At 69.1% G+C, this 21234-nt stretch carries 20 protein-coding genes and 1 tRNA gene; 6 read left to right on the top strand and 15 right to left on the bottom strand.

Annotation, left to right across the window (positions count from 1 at the left end):
- Window positions 1–94 precede the first annotated feature (94 nt).
- Window positions 95–799 (bottom strand): helix-turn-helix domain-containing protein, encoded by a 705-nt coding sequence (locus N6C22_RS06415; protein WP_261650256.1) that lies wholly within the window; start codon window positions 797–799, stop codon window positions 95–97.
- Between the two features lie 403 nt (window positions 800–1202).
- Here N6C22_RS06415 and N6C22_RS06410 point away from each other — a divergent pair, with 403 nt between their 5' ends.
- Window positions 1203–1781 (top strand): cupin domain-containing protein, encoded by a 579-nt coding sequence (locus N6C22_RS06410; RefSeq protein WP_261650255.1) that lies wholly within the window; start codon window positions 1203–1205, stop codon window positions 1779–1781.
- A gap of 93 nt (window positions 1782–1874) precedes the next feature.
- A complete protein-coding gene (locus tag N6C22_RS06405; protein ID WP_261650254.1) occupies window positions 1875–2057 on the top strand; it encodes a hypothetical protein in 183 nt (60 codons plus the stop codon).
- Between the two features lie 25 nt (window positions 2058–2082).
- On the opposite strand, the gene N6C22_RS06400 is transcribed toward N6C22_RS06405, so the two are convergent.
- Window positions 2083–3723 (bottom strand): bacterio-opsin activator domain-containing protein, encoded by a 1641-nt coding sequence (locus N6C22_RS06400; protein ID WP_261650253.1) that lies wholly within the window; start codon window positions 3721–3723, stop codon window positions 2083–2085.
- Between the two features lie 236 nt (window positions 3724–3959).
- Between N6C22_RS06400 and N6C22_RS06395 the strand changes: the two genes are divergently transcribed.
- Both N6C22_RS06395 and N6C22_RS06390 read left to right on the top strand, forming a co-directional pair.
- Complete coding sequence (locus N6C22_RS06395; protein WP_261650252.1) at window positions 3960–5351, top strand: Hvo_1808 family surface protein; 1392 nt, start codon at window positions 3960–3962, stop codon at window positions 5349–5351.
- Window positions 5352–5522: 171 nt separating this feature from the next.
- Complete coding sequence (locus N6C22_RS06390) at window positions 5523–6902, top strand: sorbosone dehydrogenase family protein (RefSeq protein ID WP_261650250.1); 1380 nt, start codon at window positions 5523–5525, stop codon at window positions 6900–6902.
- Between the two features lie 43 nt (window positions 6903–6945).
- Here N6C22_RS06390 and N6C22_RS06385 read toward each other — a convergent pair whose 3' ends face one another.
- The 13 genes from N6C22_RS06385 to N6C22_RS06325 all read right to left on the bottom strand — a co-directional run bounded on the left by N6C22_RS06385 (window position 6946) and on the right by N6C22_RS06325 (window position 20086).
- On the bottom strand, window positions 6946–7488 hold the full coding sequence (locus tag N6C22_RS06385) for a hypothetical protein (RefSeq protein WP_261650249.1): 543 nt from the start codon (window positions 7486–7488) through the stop codon (window positions 6946–6948).
- Window positions 7485–8258, bottom strand: a complete 774-nt coding sequence (locus tag N6C22_RS06380; protein WP_261650248.1) for an AAA family ATPase — start codon at window positions 8256–8258, stop codon at window positions 7485–7487. Before N6C22_RS06380 ends, N6C22_RS06385 begins: the two co-directional genes overlap by 4 nt.
- Window positions 8259–8329: 71 nt before the next feature.
- Entirely contained in the window at window positions 8330–10240 is a 1911-nt protein-coding gene (locus N6C22_RS06375) for a PQQ-binding-like beta-propeller repeat protein (RefSeq protein ID WP_261650247.1), read from the bottom strand.
- Window positions 10241–10463: 223 nt separating this feature from the next.
- Window positions 10464–12431, bottom strand: coding sequence for a PQQ-binding-like beta-propeller repeat protein (locus tag N6C22_RS06370; RefSeq protein ID WP_261650246.1), 1968 nt, complete (start codon window positions 12429–12431; stop codon window positions 10464–10466).
- 260 nt (window positions 12432–12691) lie between these two features.
- A complete protein-coding gene (locus N6C22_RS06365; RefSeq protein ID WP_261650244.1) occupies window positions 12692–14221 on the bottom strand; it encodes a cobyric acid synthase in 1530 nt (509 codons plus the stop codon).
- A complete protein-coding gene (locus N6C22_RS06360; protein ID WP_261650243.1) occupies window positions 14218–14922 on the bottom strand; it encodes an adenosylcobinamide amidohydrolase in 705 nt (234 codons plus the stop codon). Before N6C22_RS06360 ends, N6C22_RS06365 begins: the two co-directional genes overlap by 4 nt.
- A 2-nt stretch (window positions 14923–14924) precedes the next feature.
- Entirely contained in the window at window positions 14925–15938 is a 1014-nt protein-coding gene (locus tag N6C22_RS06355; RefSeq protein ID WP_261650240.1) for a threonine-phosphate decarboxylase, read from the bottom strand.
- Window positions 15928–16950, bottom strand: a complete 1023-nt coding sequence (locus N6C22_RS06350) for a nicotinate-nucleotide--dimethylbenzimidazole phosphoribosyltransferase (protein ID WP_261650238.1) — start codon at window positions 16948–16950, stop codon at window positions 15928–15930. The genes N6C22_RS06355 and N6C22_RS06350 overlap by 11 nt, the downstream gene beginning before the upstream one ends.
- Entirely contained in the window at window positions 16941–17501 is a 561-nt protein-coding gene (locus tag N6C22_RS06345; RefSeq protein ID WP_261652535.1) for an NTP transferase domain-containing protein, read from the bottom strand. The genes N6C22_RS06350 and N6C22_RS06345 overlap by 10 nt, the downstream gene beginning before the upstream one ends.
- Window positions 17501–18286 carry an adenosylcobinamide-GDP ribazoletransferase gene (cobS, locus tag N6C22_RS06340; RefSeq protein WP_261650236.1) on the bottom strand — a complete coding sequence of 262 codons (786 nt, stop codon included), beginning with the start codon at window positions 18284–18286 and terminating at the stop codon, window positions 17501–17503. Before cobS ends, N6C22_RS06345 begins: the two co-directional genes overlap by 1 nt.
- Window positions 18277–19179: an adenosylcobinamide-phosphate synthase CbiB gene (cbiB, locus tag N6C22_RS06335; protein ID WP_261650233.1), complete on the bottom strand. Its 903-nt coding sequence runs from the start codon at window positions 19177–19179 to the stop codon at window positions 18277–18279. Before cbiB ends, cobS begins: the two co-directional genes overlap by 10 nt.
- The gene (locus N6C22_RS06330; protein WP_261650231.1) at window positions 19176–19799 is read right to left on the bottom strand and encodes an HAD family hydrolase; all 624 of its coding nucleotides are present in this window, start codon (window positions 19797–19799) and stop codon (window positions 19176–19178) included. Before N6C22_RS06330 ends, cbiB begins: the two co-directional genes overlap by 4 nt.
- A gap of 213 nt (window positions 19800–20012) precedes the next feature.
- A tRNA-Tyr gene (locus N6C22_RS06325) sits at window positions 20013–20086 on the bottom strand.
- 167 nt (window positions 20087–20253) lie between these two features.
- Here N6C22_RS06325 and N6C22_RS06320 point away from each other — a divergent pair.
- Both N6C22_RS06320 and N6C22_RS06315 read left to right on the top strand, forming a co-directional pair.
- Window positions 20254–20853 carry a zinc ribbon domain-containing protein gene (locus N6C22_RS06320; protein WP_261650229.1) on the top strand — a complete coding sequence of 200 codons (600 nt, stop codon included), beginning with the start codon at window positions 20254–20256 and terminating at the stop codon, window positions 20851–20853.
- 197 nt (window positions 20854–21050) lie between these two features.
- Entirely contained in the window at window positions 21051–21233 is a 183-nt protein-coding gene (locus N6C22_RS06315) for a ribbon-helix-helix domain-containing protein (RefSeq protein WP_261650227.1), read from the top strand.
- Window position 21234 lies beyond the last annotated feature (1 nt).

The following is a 21234-nucleotide window of genomic DNA, read 5'->3' as shown; positions in this document are numbered from 1 at the left end:
CCGAGGCGCGACGTGCGCGACTCTGGTAGGAGTACTCATGACACCTATAAGTATCTTGAGTGGAACGTGGGTTCGGTCGTTCCACCGTCAGCCTTCACCGAATCTCGACCGGACGCTCGTCCTGGTCGTCCTCGAACTCGTCGGAGAGGAGGGTCTCCCGGAGCACCGTCCGCATCCCGCGCCGGAGTCGCTCGGAGGTCGCCTGGCTGGAGACGCCGAGCTCGTCGGCGACGTCTTCGAGCGTGCTCTGTCGCGGGACCTCGTAGTAGCCCGCTTTGACGCTCGCTTCGAGCGCCTCCCGCTGTGCCGGGGTGAGTTCCGGGAGGTCGGCCTCCTTCTCTCGGCTCCTGTTCTCCTGATGCTCGCGGAGGATTCGCTGGACGGTCAGGGAGATGTCGTGGCGGTCGCAGTACGCGATGAACTCCTGGAACGTCTCCTCGTTGGCGACGGTCGCTCGAATCTGGGACTCCTCCGCCGTCGCCGTGTGTGCCTGGAAGAAGATGTCGTGGTCGACGACGAAGGGGTAGAGTGCCTGTTCCGCGCTCTCTTTGGCCATCGTCGCACGGTACAGGCGGCGGTCCTCGGAGTCCGAGAGGATGCTGAACTCGCTGAGCGTCTCGTCGTCCGCCATGCCCGCCTCGAACGCCTCGTACTCGTCGCCGTACGCCGAGAAGACGAGGATGACGGTCAGGCCGTCCTTGAGCCGGAGGTCGTGAATCTGGAAGGTCATCCCCGGCGCACGGCTTCGGGCTTCCCGTAGCATCGGTGATTTGACGGTGAATTCGACAAAGACACTCATTGTAAGACAGATATATGCAGAGAGTTGTAAAATCTTCCCAACATCTAGTCTCGATGGCCTTTTATTTTCAAGGAGCCGTCGCCACTCGTTCAAATTCTCTGAACACAGTCCGAGACACGATACGGGCCGTTCTGACCAGAGAACGGCGATGGTGATTGTCGGCACCGGACATTGAATATTCGACACGAGCAAGCAAGAATGTATTCGGAATGCGAGCACTATCAACAAAGGAGACAGGACAGGAGCCGAGATGGTGCGGACGGGAGACACCCACATGGGGGACCCATCCAGCACATGCCAGTGTCCGGTTCAAGAGGTGTACCGGCGTGGGTGCGTCGCCGCGGGGCGTCGGACCGTCCGTACTCGGGACCGAGTTCAAGACGGTCGAGGAGCTGAAACGCACATGAACCACGTCGCGCTCGAGGCTGTGACCGACGACCGCATCGGCGACGGGAGCGAGCGACGTCGCCTCACCGGACCACTCGGGACGACCGACCTCGCGCTCAGCCACTACCGTCTCGCCCCCGGCGACGGGTTCCCGGGGGGGCTCCACGCCCACACCGACCAGGCGGAGGTGTTCGTCGTCCTCGCCGGGGTCGCGACGTTCGAGACGCCCGAAGCGCCCGGCGGCGAGGTCACCGTGTCGGCGGGGGAGGCCATCCGGTTCGGCCCCGGCGAGTTCCAGACCGGGTGGAACCGCGGCGACACCGACTGCGTCGCCCTCGCGCTGGGGGCCCCGCGGGACACCGAGGACACGCGGATACCGATCGCGTGCCCGGACTGTGGCCACGGCGACCTGCGCCTCGAGGTCGCCCGCGATACCCCTGCTCTGGTCTGTCCCGACTGCGACGCAGCGCACGTCCCGGAGCCGTGTCCCACGTGCGGGGACGGCGAACTGGTCGCCCGGCTGGGCCCGGACGAGGAGGCGATTGCGGTCTGCGAGACGTGTGGGGACGAGTTCGCGACGCCACCCCTGGGGTGACCGAGACGCCCGTCGTCGGCACTGTCTCGTTCACTTTCACTTTCACTCCGCCCTTGGCTCACCCCTTTTACGTGGGGGTGTGACCAGCCAGGTATGTCACAGACGCACGAGACGCCGACGGACGAAGAGATTCGCAACGCCCTCTCGGCCGCCGAGCGCGCCATCGAGGCCGCGGACTACGACGGTGTCGAACGTGCCAGCCTCAGACTGCTCAGCCTCGCGCGCCGGGGACGCCGCGAGCACGTGACCGAGACGGCCGGGGCGACGGCGGACTGAACGGCGCAGCGCCAGAACCGGCCGGTCAGGACTGTTCCTCGAACAGTTCGCTCATCACCTTGCTGAGCCCCCCACGCAGATGCTCGTGGAACGTCGGCGGGGAGATGTCGAACGTGGCGGCGATGTCCCCGCCGTCGGCGTTCCGCGGCCACTCGAAGTACCCCGCGTTGAACGACGCCTCGAGGATGGCGAGCTGGCGGTCGGTGAGCCGGGCTTCCAGCCGTTCCCAGTACGCGAGCGCGCTGTCTGACTCGCGCTCCACCCGCTTCTTCGCGCGCAGGTCGACCCGGTCGAACTCGGTCTGGAGCTGCGCGACGAGGTCGCCGATGTCCGCGGTCGAGGCGGTCTCGACGGTCAGGTCGTACCGGTCGCCGGTGACCGTCGCGGCCCGGTTCCCCGCGCCGCGCTGGGCGACCCTGAGCAGCGGCGACCCGCCCGTCACCACGCAGCAGAACCGGCAGCGTCCGTCGTGTTCGCCCAGCACCGAGGCGTGTGTCACGTCCGGGTGGGTCTCCAGGGTGGCGACGACCGTCTCGGGCGACACGTCTTTCCCTTCGGCGTACAGGCGGAGCCCGTCGGCGGCGACGGTGCTCGCGGTGAGGACGAGTGGCTCGTCGGCCGCCCGCGAAACCGCAGCGAGGGGTGCGTGCTTCGCGTCGACGTGGACGCGAACCTCGGTCGCGAACTCGCCGTGGAGGAGCTCCCGGGACTCGACGGCGTTCATCGCGTAGCCGAGTGTGTTCCCGAGCACCGCGAACGCGTCGCGTTCGAGGCCGCCGAAGGCGTCGGGCTGGTCGGTGTGGACGACGAGAGCCCCGTACCGGGCACCCCGGTACGTGAGCGGTACCGCCGTGTAGGCCGTACAGCCCGCACCCATCGCCAGTTCCTGTACCGGGTCGGACGCGACGCGCTCGACCAGCGGGCCCTGCCCGTCGAGCGCCTCGCCGACCGTCGTGCGCTCGATCATCGACGGTCCGAGGGCCGCCATCTCGTCGAGCAGGTCGTCGTCGCCCGCGCCGTCCCGGGGCCGGATGCTCCCGTCGACACTGCGGTCGACGACCCACGCGAGGCGGCAGAACCTCGCGTTCGCGAGCTCCCGACAGACGATGCTCTCGAGGTCTTCACGACGCGAGACGTCCAGGAGCGACGCGATGACCTCCCGGACGAGCCGGCCGACGCGATTGACCTGTTCGAGCTGTCGGTTCCGGTGTTCGACCGCCGCCTCGGACTGCTTGCGCCCGGTGATGTCGAGGTGTAACACCAGCACGAACGTCTCGCCCGCGTGGTCGAACCGACTGGCTCGCATGACGAACCACCGCTTCGTCGTCGGGCTGTGACACGGATACTCGAGCGAGTAGACGTCCCGCTCGTCCCGCAGCACCGCCTCGATGCCGGCCGCCGCGTCCGTCGCATCGTCCGTCGAACTGCGGTCACACACCGTGAGGTAGTTGGTGCCGACCATGCTCGGGTCGTCCTCGAAGCCGTTGTCTCGCGCGAACTCTCGCCAGGCGTCGTTGGTGTAGACGATGGAACCGTCGGTAGCCAGCACCGCGAACTGCGTCGGAATCGCGTCCAGCGTGGCAGCACCGAAGGAGCCACCATGGTCGTCATCCCCCGGCGTGGGGCCGATGGTGGTGTTCCCGTCTGTCGTGTTGGTATCGCTCATTGGTAGGGCAGGCACGAGCCGTGGCGAGCCCGTGCAATCGAAGGTCATGCGATTTAACGTTGAAAGCCCTATAAGTCTACTCCCAAAACAGGTGACGAAGCTGTCACGCGGTCGCTCACTACTGGAGGGCTCCCGAGCCCTCGAGACGTGGTCGGGCCCGCGGGTACCTCTCTCGTGGATAACCGGTTACCTATCGCGCAGATAACCGTTTTAGCGCTCGCCCCCCTACACTCCGCGTGAAGGCGAAGGCGATACAGACAGTCACGGTCGTTACCCTCGTCCTCCTCGCCGGCTGTTTCGGATTCTTCGGGTCCGACGACGGGACCGGCGTGGGCGACGACACCGGGCCGTTCGCCGACCCCGCGACCGACCGCATCGGCTGGGAGAACGGCTACTGGTACAACGAATCGATAGACGTCGACCAGAGCGACGGCATCAGCGAGGCGGAACAGGAGGCGTTCCTCGCCCGCTCGATGGCCCGCGTCGAGGTCTTGCGCAACCTGGAGTTCAAAGAACCGGTGACCGTCTCGGTCATCACCCGGGAGCAACAGCGCGCGAACTCGGCCAACGGGAGCACCGACAGTGAGAGCAAGAACCGCTGGAACGACCAGGTGTGGGAGGCACTGTTCATCTCCGACGAGCAGAAGAACATCGAGGACGAGTTCGGCTCGGTGACCGGCTCGGCCGTCCTCGGCTACTACGCCGCCGGCACGAACAAGGTCGTCATGGTCAGCGACGACCCCGACCGGCTGGTCATCAACAACGCGACGTTCGTCCACGAGCTCACCCACGCGCTGCAGGACCAGCACTTCGACATCAAGCGCGTCCAGAACCAGGCGAAGACCCAGGACCAGCAACTCGCCGCCAACGGCCTCATCGAGGGCGAAGCCGACTACATCGAGGCGCTGTACCTCGAACGCTGTACGAGCGGTGAGTGGTCCTGCGTGAAGACCCCGGGCACCGAGTCCAGCGGCGGCAGCAGCGACATGAACCTCGGCATCCTCGTCACCATCTTCCAGCCGTACTCCGATGGCCCGTGGTACGTCCACCAGCTGGTGCAGGACGGTGGCTGGGAGCGCGTGAACAACCTGTGGGTGAACCCGCCCCAGACCTCCAGCGCGCTCATCCACCCGGACCGCGAGTTCACCCCCGTGGAGGTGACCATCGAGGACCAGGCACGCAACGGCTGGCAGACGTTCGAGCACGGCACGGACACCGTCGGTGAAGCGTCCATCTACTCGATGTTCTGGTACCAGTCCCGCCAGTACAACATCTCGACCATCAACACCTCGACGTTCTCGACCCCGTCGGGCATCTACGACCGGTTCGACTACCGGAGCCCGCCCTCTGCTGGCTGGGTCGGCGACGCCGTCTTGCCCTACCAGAACAGCGACGGCGAGTACGGCCACGTCTTCGTGACCGAATGGGCCACGCCCGCCGACGCGACCGAGTTCCGGCAAGCCTACCAGACCATCCTCGCTGGCCACGGCGGCAGCGAGCAGTCACCCGGCATCTGGGTCATCCCCGACGGCGGGTTCGCGGACGCCTTCCGCATCCACCAGACGGGGACGACCGTCACCATCGTCAACGGGCCGACGGTCGACGACCTCGACGACATCCGGCCGTAGCGGCCCGCTGACGCCCCTGGGAGAGAACGCATCACAAGATACTTGGCTTCAATTTTCTAAGGCGTCGGTACGCTCCGACGGCGTCGCTCGGACCGAGCCGTCCGTCGGACCCTCTCCACACATGCTGTCGACGCACGACCTCCTCTCGTCCACGGACCCGGGTGAACACCCATGACCGACCGGTATCGTCGCCGAACCCTCCTGTCGCTTGCTGCCGCCACGATGGTCTCGGGGTGTCTCGGTGGCGAAACCACGGGCGACCCGAGCACGTCGACCGAGCCGCCAACGAAGACGACCGAGCCCCCGATGGTCGAGCCCGACTACGACACCAGTCTCGGCCACGACGTCGAATCGTGGTCGCGGTACGACCCAGCCTGGCGCGCCCCGACCGAGTCACCGGAGATCGAGGTCGAACTGGAGACCCTCGTCACCGGCCTCGAGATCCCCTGGGACCTCTCGTTCGCCCCGAACGGTGACCTGTTCATCACCGAGCGCGTCGGGCGAGTGAACCGGTTCGCCGCTGGCGAGCTGGAATCGGTCGCCAGCCCCGAGGACGCGATCGACGCCGAAGCGGTCGACCAGGGCAGCCGCGAGCGGAGCTGGTTCCTCGACGGTGGCGAGGGTGGGACCATGGGCACGACCGTCCACCCCTCGTACCCGGATGTCCCGCTGGTGTACGTCTACTACACGTACAGGCACGACCGGGAGTGGTACAACAAACTCGTCTACGTCGACGTCTCGGCGGACGACCCTGCCAGCCACGTGAAGACGCTCGTCGACGAGATTCCCGCGAACCGGTTCCACAACGGGGGTCGCATCGCCTTCGGACCGGAGAACTACCTCTGGGTGACGGTCGGCGACGCCGGCCAGAAAGCACGAGCTCGCGACCCGTCGTTCCTCGGTGGAAAGGTCCTTCGCCTGACGCCGGAAGGCGAACCCGCCCCGGGGAACCCCGACCACGGCGGCGACCCGCGAGTGTTCACCGTCGGACACCGGAACCCGCAGTGCATCACGTGGCAGCCCGATGGGACACCGGTCATCACCGAACACGGCCCTGGCCCGGACGAGGTGAGCGTCCTCGCCCCCGGCAGCGACTACGGGTGGGCAGACGCCCGGGACCCGCCCGCCTACCGGACCACCGACGGGGTAACGCCGCCCGTCGCCAGCAGCCTCGGGAACACCTGGGCACCGGCTGGCGGCGTCTTCTACACCGCCGATGTCGTCCCGGCGTTTCGCAACCGGCTGGTGTTCGGGGGCCTCGGCAGCCAGCGGCTGAAGGTCGCGACGTTGACCCCGGCCGACGACGGCGACCCCACGACCGACCTGCCACCACTCGGCGAGACCGGCGTGCGCCACGACGGCGACTGGACCGACGGCTCCTGGGTCGCGACCACCCACGACCTGCTCGTCGACGAGGTCGGCAGAATCCGCCACGTCGAACAGGGCCCGGACGGCGCACTGTACCTCGTCACGTCGAACCGCGACGGTCGGGCGAGCGGGCCGTTCCCGACCGGCAACGACGACCGGTTGCTTCGACTCACGCCCGCCTGACCGGGCGCTGCCCACCGTCGCGGCAACAGCGCCACTCCTCCCCCTACTCGAGTGCGTCCGCCAGTCCCCACTCCTCGGCCCGCCGGGCCGCCTCCTTCTCCGCTTCTTCCTGAATCGCGGCGATGCGCTCCTCGTCGGCGAGGAACGCCGCCAGCGGGTCCTCGTCCTCCTCGACCCGTTCCTCGCGACGGTCAGCAGGCGCTGCCTCGCGCGTTCGGGTCGCGAGGTCCGGGTCGGCCGCGAGGCGGTCCGCGGGCAATCCCGGTGGCACCCGCAGGCTGGTGGCCTCGTGGGCCGCATCGAGGGCACCGTCGTCGACGGCGTACAGTTCGACGCTGTAGGGTCCGGGCGCGGCGAGGTCGGCGAGCGCTTCGGCCCCGCCGCGGTCGGTCCCGACGTGGTACGCCAGCACCGGGACCCCCGACGCGAGGGTGATGACGCCGCTCCCGTCGTCGCCGAGCAACAGCGCGTCCTGCGGCTCGAGGACGAGGTAGCCAGTGACGGCGTCGTCGAGCGCGGCCGCGAGCGCGGTCGCTGGTGACTGGACGACGCGCGACCGGACGATGGTCCCACGCGGCAGTCTCACGGTTGCTGCGGGATGACGGCGCTGCGGAAGCGGTCGGCCACGGCTTCCGGTTCCTGGTCCCGTATCTCGATACCGGCGGCGGCGTCGCGGAACGCCGTGGCGGCGGGACAGTCGGGGGCGTGTGCGAGCAGTGGTTCGCCCGCGCTCCGTGCAGCCCTGGCGGCGTCCGAGTCGGGAACGCTCGCGAGGACAGGTCCGTCGAAGTAGCGCTCCGTCTGGTCGGTGATCCGGTCGACCGCCTCGGGGTCGTGGACGCGGTTGAACAGCACGCCCGCGCCGCCGGTCCCGTACGAGCGAGCGTACTCCTGGACCTTCAACCCGTCAGAGAGCGCCGGGATGGTCGGCTGGAGGACGACGACCATCCGGTCCGCGAGCACCACGGGGAGGACGGCGCTGACGCTCCCGATGGCGGCCGGCGAGTCGAGCAAGAGCACGTCGGTGTCCGCGGCGAGGTCGGCGACCACCTCCCGGAGTCGGGTGGGGTCGGCCTGCCGGAAGTCCCCGAGCGAGGTGCCACAGGGGACGACCCGCAGCCCGAACCGGTCGTAGGTCGCGTCGGCGACCGAGACGTCGGCGTCGCCGAGCAGGAGGTCGTGGAGGGTCACGTCGGCCGCCTCGAGCCCGGTGTGAAAGAGGAGGTTCGCGAGGCCGGTGTCGGTGTCCACGACGGTCACGTCCTGCGCCTCGGCGAGAGCCATCCCCAGCGCGAGGGTCGCCGTCGTCTTGCCAGTCCCACCCTTCCCGCTGGCGACGGCGATGGCTTCGACCATTTGCTGGATGTAGCCGCGAGCATCGCAATAAGTATTCGTATTCTTCCCGGTGAAAGAAATTGAGATGGGCGTCAGGCGTCGTCCGGACAGACGACCGTCAGGTCCGTCTCGAGCTGGGCGCGGAGGCCGGCGTCGGAGCGGACCTCGACGCCGACGGTGTAGTCCCCGGCATCGTCGAAGCTCGCCGTGTAGGACGGCTCCGCGGTCGTCTCGTAGTCACCGGGTACCTCCCAGTAGTACTCGAATTCGCTCGGGTCGGCGTTCTGGACGTCGACGCTCATCGTGAACTCCTCGCCGGTCTCCGGTCGCTTCGGCTCGACCGACAGCGAGAACGACGCACAGACGGCCTCGGGGGTGAACTCGACCGTCCCCGTCGCCGAGCGCCCGTACCGGTCGAGCACGGTGACGGTGGTGGTCACCGTCCCGTTCGCGTCCTCGGGGAGCGGGACCAGGTACTCGGACCGGCCGGTGACCCCGTCCAGAACACCGTCGTCGAGGACGTCCCAGCGGTAGAGGAACTGGTCGCCGTACTCGTCGGGCTGGTCGTCGTACGCCTCCATCCCGATTCGACTCCGGCCGTCGGACACCTCGCACCCGCCGGACTGGACCACGTCGGGCTCGGCCGGCCCCTCGCCCGGCGGGGAGTCGCTCCACGACAGCGCGTAGAGTCCCTGTGCGCGCGGTGCGTTCCGTCCCCAGTCGTAGCTCGACACGAGGAGGTGGTCACGGTACGCCGTCGGTTCGCCCCGGATCAGTCTGGTTATCCACCCGCCGTCGGCGTCGAGGTCGTCGGGAATCGCTGGCCACCAGAGGGTCGTCACCTCGCCGGTGTCGGGGTCGAGTCCGAACACCGCGCCCTTCGGGGGGTATCCGTCGTCCGGCCGAACACCGCCGAAGACGACCTGGTCGTTCGCCAGCACCGGTGGGGTCGTCGGGACGAGAGCGGTCTGGTCCGCGTCGACCGCATCGGCCCACGTGTTCCGGGACCACTGCAGTTCGCCGGTCTCGGCGTCGAGCGCGGTGACACCATCTTCCACGAGGTCGGGGTGGCGGTGCTCCTGCTGGGTGACGTAGACACTGCCGTCGTGAACCAGTGGGTCGGACCCCAGTACGTCGGCCCGCCACAGCTGCTCTCTCGACTCGAGGTCGAACGCGACCAGCCCGCCGTCGTCCTTCACCGTCACGTAGGCGACGCCGTCCGCGACGGTCATCGAGCCGGCCAGGTCGAACGCCTGCCACAGCGTCTCGCCGGTCGCCGGGTCCATCGCGACCAGCCCCATCGACCCGCCGGCGAGGAGGGTCCCGTCGACGAGCTGCGGGCGGGCGTAGAACTGGTCGGCTTCGGTACCGTATTCGCCACCGTAGGACTGCTGCCACAGCACCGAGCCGTCCTCGCGGTCGAACGCGGTCATCGTCCGCTCGACGCCATCGGGCGTCCAGGAGTTGCTGCCCCGTGGAGACGCGTCGCCGGTCGGGACGTAGATGGCGTCGTCACCGACCACGACGCCGAGGCTCCCGCCCTTCTCGTACGACCACAGCTTCTCGCCCGTCGCCGCGTCGAGCGCGTAGGTTCCGCCGTCTGAGGCGACGTAGCAGACGCCGTCGGCGATGGTCGGTTCCGCGCCGACGAGCCCGGCGAGTTCCGTCTCCCAGAGTCGAGTACCGTCGGCCATCGAGAACGCACGGATGCCGACCCGGGCGGGGGCGTCGTAGACGATGGGGCCGTCGACCTCGGACTCCGGGAGTTCGGCGACGGTCGGGGAGATGCGCGACCCCCAGTCGCCGCCGATTGGTCGTTTCCAGTCGCGTACCAGTGCGCTCCCGTCAGCCTCGGCCCGGGACGTGTCGAGCGTCCGTGTCCCGTCGCCACCACCGGCTGCCGTCTCGGCGAGCGTGCTTCCGAGCAATGCACTCCCCCCGACGGCTGCGGTCGCGGAGAGGACTCGTCGTCGTGTTATCGTACTCGGGTAATGGTCACCCATACGACTAGTCACTCGCCAGTGGGTTCTAACGTTATATTGTGGGTAATCGGTATTATCCCGCGACTAAGACTGGGGGGAACGGGCTAGTGGCGGTCGAAGACCGGCTCAGACGACCGGTCCTCCCCGGACCAGCCATCGAGTCATCCAACGGAGACACCGCACGACAGTTCTGTACAGGGACGGATACTTTCGACGCCCCGTAACAGGGCTGTCGACGTGCAGGTTACCCGTCCACGTCGACCGTCGTGCTGGCAGTGTACTCCTCGTCGGTCTCGGTATCGGTCGCAATCAGGGACACGTCGTACTCCCCGGGGTCGCTCCACTCGAACCGGACGACCTCGCCGTCGTCGCCGATCTGCTCGGCACACGCGGACTCCCAGTCGTACGCCAGGTCGTCGTCGTCACCGTCGACGGTCGCCTCGAACCGGACCGCCTCGCCGACGGTCGGGTCCTCGGTGGCGACCTCGATACCGACGCCGACCGTCTCGTCGTCCTCGCAGTCCTCGGAGACGGTGATGGTCATCGAGTCGGTGTCCCGGCGGTCCCACCAGTCGTAGGCGACGGCCTTCACGGTGTGCTCGCCCGCCTCGAGGTCGAACCGCGGCATCCCGGACCCGGCCGCCTCGTAGGTGGCGAACGAGGTCAGGACGTACTCGTCGTCGACGAACCAGCGCACGAGCGTCTTGTCGTAGTTGTCGCGGTCGAAGTCCTCGAGGTTCGCGTGGAACTCGACCGACGAGCACCTCGTGTACTCGTCATCCGTGGTCTCGACGGTCACGTCGGGCGCGGGCAGCTCCAGGTCGTCGGTCCCCTCCAGCGCGGCGAGGAAGAAACTGGCGAGGCCGTTGGCGAGGTAGCTGGCGACGAAGACGGTCCCGTCGACCACCGTCACCGGGGCCTCGACCTCCGCGCCGCCGTCACCCGCCGTGCCGACACCGTTGAGGCCGTGGTAGGCCTTCGCGATGCTCCCGTCGGCCGGGTCGAGCGCGTAGACGGTCTCCGGGTTCGGGTAGCTATCGTCGTCGGAGCCGCTCTTGCCGACGACGTAGACCAGCCCGTCGGCGACCGTCGGGCAGTTCTGGACCGAGGAGTACGCCGCGCCCAGCGTGCTCCCGCCGAACGTCCAGCGCGTCTCCCCGGTCTCACGGTCGAGCGCGTACAGGCTCGCGGTGTAGCGGTCCTCGGGGTCCCGGACCGTCGCGAAGACGCTGTCTTCGGTGACCGCCACGCGCTCCAGCCCGGCACCATCCCAGCCGAGTCCGGCCGAGATGGTCGTGCCGGCCGTCCCGGGCTCTCTCGTGTCGTCGCGGGTCCAGACCGCCTCACCCGTCGCCGCATCGAGCGCGAACACGCCACCGGTGGTCTGGCCGTACACCGTCCCGTCGACCAGTGAGACGGTCGTCGTGTAGCCATCGTCGGACTCGGTGTCCCCACCGCTGCGGTCGACGGTCCACTGCCTGTCGCCGGTCTCGGCGTCGAAGGCGGTGACCAGGCCCTCGCCACCGACGACGAGCCTGCCGTCGGCGACCGCCGGCGAGGTATCGACCATGCGGTCCGCAGTGGCGCGCCACTGCTCGCTCCCGTCGGCGATGGAGAGCGCGGCGACGGTCTTCGGTCCCCAGTTGTCCGCGTAGTCGTTCTCGCCGTCCCAGCCGCCGGGCTCGCCGGTCACGTAGAGCGTGTCCTCGACCACCGTCGGCGAGCCGAGACCGCCGATGTCGGCGCTCCACTTCGGCTCGCCGGTCGCGGCGTCCAGCGCGACGGTCTGGTCGACCGTGGTCAGGTAGACCGTCCCGTCCGCGACCGCCGGCGACGAGAAGCACAGGGAGTAGCGGTCGTTCTCCCAGATGGTCTCGCCGGTCTCCACCTCGATGGCCAGGAGCGAGCCACCGCCCCTGACCGCGTAGACGACGCCGTTGGCGACGACGGGCGACGCCAGGAAGCCGCCGCCGTCGACGCGCTTCAGCCACGACCGGTCCATGTACGTCGCCGAGATACCGGCGGGGCCGACGCCCGAGTTCCCGAGGTCGCTCCCGAACACCGGCCAGCCGCTGTCCGGCAGCGTGCCAGACGCGTCACCCGAGGCCGTGCCGGTGGAGAGGCCGTTGACCCCCAGCGCACTCGCGCCGAGGAGGGCTGTCGATTTCAGTACCGTTCGTCGACTACTAGTTGGGGGGCCTGCATCACCCATGCGGGAAGCGTCTCACCAGTCACCCATCAATAGGTGTCAGTTAATAGATTGTTTCGTCACGGAACCGGGACTGTTTCACTCCCAATCGTTCCACCGATGCACAGAAACGAACAATACGTCCGACGCCTCACCACCCCCAGGGTCCCAACCCATCGTCTCTGTTTCCTGACCACCGAAAGGGGGAAAGAGACAGCGTGTGACTGGCGTCGACTGGTCAGGGCGAGTGCCCGTAACCATCCGAAGAACGGGTAGGGTAGCTCCTATAAGTTTCGGCCGTCAGATGACCTGTTACCAGTGGCTTCCGACGTGGGGAAAACCCCCGAGAGGTCGACGCTGTCGGTCACCAGCGCGGCGGCCCGGTCAGCGGAATCCGTGACGGTCCCCTCGCCGGGGTCGCCGGGGTCCACACCCAGACGTTCGAGGAACGCCCGCCGGGCGCTCCGGTTCTCGAACAGGCCGTGGAGGTACGTCCCGCACACGTCGTCGGTGGCGGCCCCGAGTGCGGCACTCGCGTCGCCGTCGACCGCGAATGGCGTCATCACGTCCCCCGTCGCGACCGTCTCGCCGGCGTGAATCTCGTAGCCCGAGACTGGTCCCTCGGCACCCGCCAGTGGGCCGACGCCCGCGAGGTCGTACGTCGCGGGACGGACCTGCTTCTCGTGGTCGAAGCGGGTGACGACGGGCAAGCGGCCGACCCCGTCGATGGTTCGCTCGGTTCCGGTTCCCTCGACGTGAGCGTTCTCGATACACTCACCCAGCAGCTGGTAGCCGCCACAGAGGCCGACGATGGGACCCTCGAAGGCCCGCAATGCCTCGTCGAAGCCGGCCTCGCGGAGCGCCCGCAGGTCGTTGACCGTGTTCTTCGTCCCCGGGATGACCACGGCGTCCACGTCCGACAGCCCGTCGTCGAGCGGGAGGTAGACCACCCGGACACCGTGTTCACGGGCGAGTGGCTGCAGGTCGGTCGCGTTCGAGACGCGCGGGAGCCGTGGCACCCCGATGCGGACCGGGTCCGGATGGTCGTCCGCCCCGTCGACCCGGCGCTCGCCGACCGGCGGGAGTGCGACGCTGTCCTCCTCGGGGAGCCCGGGGTCGTCGTACGGAACCACGCCGAGCACCGGCACGCCGGTCCGGTCCTCGAACGCGTCGATCCCAGGCTGGAGGATGTCGAGGTCGCCCCGGAACTTGGTGATGACCACGCCCGCGACCTGCTCGCGGATATCGTCGGGGACGAGTTCGAGCGTCCCCACCAGCGAGGCGAACACGCCGCCGCGCTCGATGTCGGCGACGAGCAAGACGTCGGCGTCGGCGAACCGTGCGGTCTCGACGTTCGCGAGGTCGCGGTCGTGGAGGTTTATCTCGGCGATGCTGCCGGCACCCTCCGCGAGAATCACGTCGTAGTTCGCGGCCAGCCGGCGATACGCCTCCTCGGCCGCGCCCCGGGCCTCCTCCCAGTGCTCGGCGTAGTACGAGCCGGCTTCGAAGTTCCCGACCGCCTGCCCGTCGATGACCAGCTGGGACTCGCCGTCGCCCCGGGGCTTGAGCAACACCGGGTTCACGTCGGTCGTCGGCTGGATTCTCGCTGCCCGGGCCTGCACGTACTGCGAGACGCCGATCTCGCCCCACTCGCCGTCGGGCGTCGGGGCGACGTGGGCGTTGTTGCTCATGTTCTGGGCCTTGAACGGCGCGACCGACACGCCCCGGTCCGCGAGCAGCCGGCAGAGACCGGCGACCACGGTCGACTTCCCGACGTGGCTGGCGGTCCCGGCGACGAGCACGGTGTGGGTCACGGCTGGAACACCTCGGCCCGAACGTCGGTCGAGACGCCGTAGGGAGCGTCCTCGACGCCCGACGGTGGGTCGGTCTCCGCGTATCGCGCAGCCAGCGACGCGGCGATGGCGTCCCGGACACAGGCGCGGGCGGCCGCCCCGACCGGGGTGGCGCTTCCCGAGAACTCGGCCGGGTCGCCATCGGGGTCCGTGGCGACCACCACCGCGTCCGAGGTCGTGCCGGGGACGCCGACCGCGTCCAGCAGCGTCGCGGCCTTCGCCTCGGCGGCCACGGCCACGAGATTCGCCAGCGCACCCGGAGCCAGCTCGCGGGTCGTGCCCACGACGACGTTGACGGTCCCGGCAACGAGTTCACCGGTCGGAAGGCTCCCACCTGCGGGGTCCATCGGCAGCTCGGCCGGGTTCGAGACGCCCGCCGTCACGTAGGCTTCGACCGGGCCGCAGCGTGCGCCCCGGAGGTGTGCGAGGTCGACGCCGGTGAGGAGGACCGGCGAGTCCGGGACGGTCCCCGGGTCGAACCCGGCAGCCGCCAGTCGCTCGGTCACGTACTCGTCGAGGTCGTCGCAGTGCCAGCCCTCGGGCACCGAGATCGTGTAGGCGGCGTCGGCCCGCGAGCGCCCGCCCCGCCAGCCCGTCGAGAGCCAGGTGGTGTCGGACCGGGCGAGCCGGAGAACGTCGTCGGCGCTCGTCGTCTCGAACACCGTCACGCCTCCACACCGAGCGCTGCCAGTGCCTGGTCGGTCGCGTCGCGGTCTTTGACGGCGATTCTGACGTGCGATTCGAGGCCTCGAAATGTCCGGGCGTCCCGCAGGACCACGCCAGCATCCCGTGCCCGGTCGAGCAGTGCGTCCACGTCGCGGTCGCGACAGTCGAGCAGCAGGAACGGGGCGTCGGACGGGGCCACCTCGAAGTGTGGCTCGAGCGCGTCTCGCAGTCTCGCTCGCTCCCGGCCGACCGTCTCGCGGGTCGAGGCGACGAACTGGGTCTGGCGAAGGCAGTGCGCACCCACCGCGGCCGCGGGCGTCCCGAGGTTCCAGGCGCGCCGGGCCGTGTCCAGCGCATCACGGTCAGCGCCGGTCGCGACGGCGTAGCCGGCGCGCAGCCCGGGAAGCCCGAACAGTTTGGTCAGGGAACGGGCGACGATGACGCCGTCGTGGCCGACCAGCGACGACTGGTCGGTGTAGCCAAGGAACGCCTCGTCGGCGAGCAGCCGGGCTCCCGAATCGGCACAGCGGTCCGCGAGGGCGACCAGGTCGTCGCGGGGTGGGCACTCCCCGGTCGGGTTGTTCGGGGTGCAGGCGACGACCATGGCGTGGTCGGCCGGGTCGGTCGCCAGAACCTCGTCGTGCGGAACGAACACCGGGTCGGCCCCCTGGAGACGGACCTCGCGGGCGTACTCCCCGAAGCTGGGGTAGGGGACGACGACCGAATCCCCGGGGCGGACCGTCGTCTGGATGGCGAGCCGAATCGCGGCGAGCCCGCCCGGCGTCGGCACCACCTGCTCGGGACGGCAGCCGACGAAGCCGGCCGCCGCGGCGCGGAACTCGTCGTACCGGTCGTCGGGGTAGCGGTCCGCCTCGGCGAGCGCCGCGGTGTAGACGGCCTCGGTGCCCGGCGGGGTCTCGGGGTTCGTGTTCGCGCTCAGGTCGAGGACGCTTCTATCAGTGGTCCCGCCGTGGGGGACGCGCTCGGCCTCGCGGACCGAGTCAGGGTGCATCCTCGCCTCCCGCCGGCTCGTCGCCACCGACCTCGTCGACGACCGACGCGTACACTCGGGGAATCGCCTCGCGGACCGTGGGCAGTGCGTCGGCCCGGTCCGCCAGGGCGAGTGCGCCGCCGAGGCCGACGCCCTCTTTGGCCTCCCCGGCGACGTAGCGGGCCATGGCGACGTGCTCTCCGGACTCGAAGCCGGGGTCCGTCACGGTCAGGTCGAGGTCGAGCCGCCGGGCGGCGTCGGCCAGGTCGTCCACGTCGTCGGCCACGAAACTGGTCGTGGCGAGTTCCATCGAGTGCTCGCACCCGGCGTGTCTGACGAGCGCGCCGGCGGTCAGCAACTGGGTCCCGCCGCCGAGGGTGACGCGGGTCCCGGATTCGAGCGCGCCGAGGGCGAGCCCGGCGACGGTCGCGAGGACGGGGTCACCCATCCGCCGGACCGCCTCGCGCGGGTCACCGGCGCAGTCGCCCGGTTCGAGACCGGATGCGGCGAGTCCCTCGCGGACGACCTCGCGTTTCTGTTCGAGCGGATTGTCCGGGAACGACGAGGAGACGGTCGCCACCTCGCCGAGGGCCCGCAAGACACCGAGGGCGGTGGTCGTCCCGCCGGGGACGGTTTCGCCCACCACCACGTGCTCGTCGGGGAGCGCCCGGCCGAACTGGCGGGCTGCGGTGAACGCGCCGGGTGCGGTCGGGACGGGGTTCGCCTCACGGATGTCCGTGCCCGTTCTGGCCCCGACGGAAACGGTCGGTGCGCCCGTGGGTTCTGCGAGCCCCGCGTCGACCACGGTCACGTCGAACCCGAGTTCCTCGCGGACCGCCCGGGTCAGAATCGCAGGTGTCGGACAGCCCGACGGACTCACCGGGACGACCGGCGCACGGACCGGCTGGCCATAGGTCAGAATCTCGGCGTCGGCACTCGGCGTGTGACGCATCAGGTCGGGGTCCGCCCCGGCGGCGCTGATGCCCTCGATGCTGGCGGTCTCGGTCGAGCCCGCACACAGGATCAGTCGCATAGTTCCTCCGCGAGGTCGGCGTCTGACTGGCGGTTCACGTTCACGGCGAGTCGGGCGTCGTAACTGGTGTACATGGTCTCAGAGTCTGAATCGGCGACGACGTTCACACCCGTGGGGGCGTAGCCGTCGAATTCGGTGTCACAGCTCGCGCCGAGGGCGCGCTTCAGTTCGGCCGGGACGACGACGGTCAGGGAGTGGCCCTCGCCCGCCGCGAACCGGTCGAGCACGCGGTCGACGAGCACCGGCGCGAGCAGGGGGAGGTCGGCGGCCACCGTCAGCACCGGCGTGTCGACGGTGGCGAGGGCAGCCTGCAGGTCGGCGACGTACCCGTCGCCCGGGGTCTGGACGAGCGAGAGTGGTTTCCCCTCGATTGCAGCATTCGAGAGGTGCTCCCGCGTCTCGGGAGCGTGTGGGGAGACGGCCGCGTACACGGTCTCTACCCGGCTCCCGGCGAGTGCCGCCACCACCCGGTCGACCATCGGGGTACCGGCGATGGGGTAGAGCGGTTTCTCGGTCTCGGAACCGAGGCGAGTTCCCCGGCCGCCGCACATCACGAGAGCGTCCACGCGATCACCCCCACATGGAGTCCGGCCACCCGGGCGATCTCGTTGGTCGCGCCGAAGACGTCCCCGGTGACCCCGCCGAGACGGTCGTCGGCCCACGCCAGCGCGGCGAGCGCGACGAGGATTCCGGCCCCGAGCGCGGCGAGCGCGACGGCGGCGACCGGCTGCCAGTCGGGCGTCGGCACGCCGAGGAGGACGACCGGCGTCGCGAGAGCGATGCCGGACGCGGTCGTGCCGCGGCCCGCGTCGGCCATCAGTGCGCTCCCGAACCCTTCGTGGGCCGCGTCCCCGAGCCCGGCCAGCAGGACCATGCCCGCCTTGGCACCGACCTCGCTGGCGACGACGACGGCGACCGCAATCGCCAGTGGCAGGCCCGCGAGCGCGACCCCGCCCAGTGAGAGCCCGACGAACACCAGCCCGACCGCGGCGAGTGCACCAACCCCGGTCGTGGTGTCCTTCAGCACCTCGCGGCGGTCGGCCGACGAGCCGTGAACCACCGCCGCATCACCGCAGTCGGCCACCCCGTCGAGGTGGTTGATACCCGTCACGAGGTACACCGCGAGCAGGTAGCCGAACCCGACGACTGGAGCCGGGAGCGCGAGCAGACTGCCCAGGACGACCGGGAGCGCACAGAGCACGCCGACGAGGTAGCCCACGGGGACCATGGCGACGGGAGCCTGCCGGTAGGCGTCCCACGCGGCCTCGTCGTGGCCGGCGGGAACCCGCGTCAGGAACCCGAGCGCCCCCCGGAACGCGGTCAGACTCAGAGCCACGCGACCACCCCCGCGTAGAGCACGGCGACGAGCGCCGCCGACCCGACAACCTGGATTCCCCGCCGGGCTTTCTGTGGCGACGGCAGGTCCGCACCCGCGTTCAGAACGTACACCCCCGGTTTCTCCAGTCGGACGTCAAGGACCGCCGCGATGGCCCCCATCGGCCAGCCAGAGTTGGGCGACGGAACCTCCGAGAGCCAGTACCGCGCCCGGAGGAGCGCTCGTGGCTGTCGGGCCGCCTGCGCGATGAGCAGCGCCGAGAGCCGCGCCGGCAACCACATCACCACGTCGTCGAGTCTGGCCGGTGCCCAGCCGACCGGCTTCGAGCGATAGCCCAGCATCGAATCGAGCGTGTTCACCGCCTTCACCCACACGGCCGCCGCGGCCGCGAACGGGAGTGAGACGGTCGTAAACAGCGTAAACGCGAACAGCGGCGCGACGAACCCGTCGGCCAGGTTCTCCGCGACGGACTCGACCGCGGCACTCCGGAGTTGGCCTGCGGAGAGGTCGCTCGCGTCCCGCCCCGCGAGCGAGAGCAGGGCCTCGCGGGCAGCCCCCTCGTCGGTCTCGGACAGCCGAATCACCCGAAGCCCTTCCCGCAACAGCATCCGCAGGCTGGTCGTCAGGTACAGCGCGACCGCCGCCGCGCCGACGCCGACCCAGGTGTCGTACCGGCCCAGCAGGAAGACCAGCCCGCCCACCACACCTGCGGCCACCACCGGCAACACCAGGGTTGCCAGCGCCCCCACGAGCCGCGGGTGCGACCACTCCCGGTCGACCGGCGCAACGAGTTTGCCGAACCACGCCACCGGATGCGCCTCGGTCGGCGGCTCACCCGTCAGCACGTCGAGTGCGAAGCCGGCCCCGACCGCGGCCGCCGCCGTGACCGTCACCCGGACCACCCCAGTTCTGCCGGGAGCGAGGCCAGGGGCGTCTCCGCGATGTCGACGAACCGGCCGCCTGCATCCGTGATGCCCCCGTCGGTCTCCGGATCGTCCCCGACGTGGACCAGGGCTTCGACATCGCAGTCGAGCTGGCGCGCCACCGTCTCGAAGATGTGCCGGTCGGGCTTGCGCCAGCCACAGGCGACGCTGGTGACGATGGTGTCGAAGTCACCACGCCCGAGGTCCGACCGGACGAGCGTCCGCCCGACGAGTTCCGGCACCGCGCAGTTCGAACAGAGCGCGACCGGCCCCTGCTCGCTGGCTGCCTCGACCGCTGCTACGGCACCCTCTCGGGTCCTGACTTCGGGGTCGAACGCCGAGACGACCGCCCGCCGCGGCGCGTTCCCCGGCGCGTCGACGCCGCGGCTCTGCAGGGCCGCCGAGACGTGTGCTGGCAATGGTACTTCCGCGCCCGCGGGCGCGTCGATGTGGACCTCCCGGTACGCCGCTGTCCAGTCCTCGGGGACTGCGACATCGCGGTCTCTGAGTGCCTCGGCGACCGCTTCTGCTGGGTCTGCCGGGCGGTCCACGTCCACGAGCGTCCCGAAGAGGTCGAACGAAACTGCCACTACCGTAGGACTAGTGCAACTGTACTTGAATATCGCGGTCGTGCCTCAAGACAGCACCGAGTCGTCGGGAGAAGTCCAGCGTCCCCGATTTGAACTCGCCGAGACGGTCCGGGCATGCGGTCTCACGTCCGTTCGACCGTTCCGGGCTGCGACTCGTCTGCTCAAATCGGCTCAGGATAGACGTTTCACTGCTCACGTTGTTCGCAGGAAAAGTCCGCCCTCCCCGATTTGAACGGGGGACAAGTCGATCTACAGTCGACTGCTCTACCAGTCTGAGCTAAGGGCGGGCGTACTTCCAGATAGACGCCGGATGCGACATAAGGGTTATTATCTGGTCCGGCCGCGACACATTGTAGCAGTCCACGAGCAGCAGAACACAGCGTCAGACGTTCGTCAGACGATGAGGGGTTACATTCAAGTGCTTGCCGTATAATGAGTTAGTCGGATTGCAGGTATGAGTAAGATTACCGTGCGTGCGGACGACGACCTGGTCGAGCGGCTGGAGGCCAGGGACGAGTCCAAGAGCCAACTCGTTCGCGACGCGCTGCGGGCTTATCTCGACGGCGACACCTCCGAGGCCGACGCGAGCGACGCGGCCGGTCAGGAGGAGCCGTCGGCCGAGCACCACGGGAGTCTGGACGACCTCGTTGCCTCGCGTGTGGACGCGCTGGTGGACGCACGCGTGGACGAGGTATTCGAGCAGAAACTCGACGCGGCCATGACGCAGCGCCGGCAGGACCTGAACCTCACCATCGCGCTCGATGGCGTGCAGGCTGCCGACGGTGCCAGCGTCGAGGCGTCGGAGCAGATATCGGACACGAGTCCGACGACGGCGGTCGGTGGTGTGTCCGACACCGCGGGTGACGTGACCGAAACGGCCTGCGGGCAGTGCGGCGAGTCGGTCGACGGCGATCACGTGTACTGCCCGAACTGCGGCGAGAAGGCCGCACACCGGGCGTACTGCGAGTGTGGCGACGAGGTTCGGTCGGACTGGGCGTTCTGTCCGAGCTGCGGTCGCCGGACGCCGGCGGCGGACGTGCTCGACTCGACGTAGGACACGGTCACGAATCGAAACCTGTTATCGGCGGTACCTTTATTACGTAAGACACAGTGCATACAGTCGCGTAAGACAAGTTGTCTTACACGGGGCGGAACGGGAGTTTACGGGGCTCCCGTGGCCGTAATCACCGTGTAAGACGATGCGCGTGCGAACGACGCACATGCGCGACGTCTTACCAGGGGAATACAACCATGGAGCGTGTGACACTGCGAATACCGAAACAGCAGATAGAGGAGGTAGAACAGATGGTCGAGACGGGAGAGTTCCCGAATCGAAGCGAGGCCATTCGGTCGGCCGTTCGTGAGATGCTTAACGAACAACAGACCGAACGCTCGGGTGCGGGCGAGAAACAGCGTACCTGGGCCAAGGTGTAAC

The sequence above is a fragment of the Haloarchaeobius sp. HME9146 genome, from assembly GCF_025399835.1.
Classification (GTDB): Archaea; Halobacteriota; Halobacteria; order Halobacteriales; family Natrialbaceae; genus Haloarchaeobius.
This window is presented reverse-complemented; position numbering and strand designations above follow the sequence as displayed.

Coding starts and splice junctions, on each gene's coding strand:
- N6C22_RS06350 (WP_261650238.1), bottom strand. CDS start 16,950: ATGCGACTGATCCTGTGTGCGGGCTCGACCGAGACCGCCAGCATCGAG.
- N6C22_RS06370 (WP_261650246.1), bottom strand. CDS start 12,431: ATGGGTGATGCAGGCCCCCCAACTAGTAGTCGACGAACGGTACTGAAA.
- N6C22_RS06375 (WP_261650247.1), bottom strand. CDS start 10,240: ATGGGTGACCATTACCCGAGTACGATAACACGACGACGAGTCCTCTCC.
- N6C22_RS06355 (WP_261650240.1), bottom strand. CDS start 15,938: ATGCACCCTGACTCGGTCCGCGAGGCCGAGCGCGTCCCCCACGGCGGG.
- N6C22_RS06345 (WP_261652535.1), bottom strand. CDS start 17,501: ATGTGCGGCGGCCGGGGAACTCGCCTCGGTTCCGAGACCGAGAAACCG.
- N6C22_RS06410 (WP_261650255.1), top strand. CDS start 1,203: ATGAACCACGTCGCGCTCGAGGCTGTGACCGACGACCGCATCGGCGAC.
- N6C22_RS06380 (WP_261650248.1), bottom strand. CDS start 8,258: ATGGTCGAAGCCATCGCCGTCGCCAGCGGGAAGGGTGGGACTGGCAAG.
- N6C22_RS06405 (WP_261650254.1), top strand. CDS start 1,875: ATGTCACAGACGCACGAGACGCCGACGGACGAAGAGATTCGCAACGCC.
- N6C22_RS06315 (WP_261650227.1), top strand. CDS start 21,051: ATGGAGCGTGTGACACTGCGAATACCGAAACAGCAGATAGAGGAGGTA.
- N6C22_RS06415 (WP_261650256.1), bottom strand. CDS start 799: ATGAGTGTCTTTGTCGAATTCACCGTCAAATCACCGATGCTACGGGAA.
- N6C22_RS06390 (WP_261650250.1), top strand. CDS start 5,523: ATGACCGACCGGTATCGTCGCCGAACCCTCCTGTCGCTTGCTGCCGCC.
- N6C22_RS06400 (WP_261650253.1), bottom strand. CDS start 3,723: ATGAGCGATACCAACACGACAGACGGGAACACCACCATCGGCCCCACG.
- N6C22_RS06320 (WP_261650229.1), top strand. CDS start 20,254: ATGAGTAAGATTACCGTGCGTGCGGACGACGACCTGGTCGAGCGGCTG.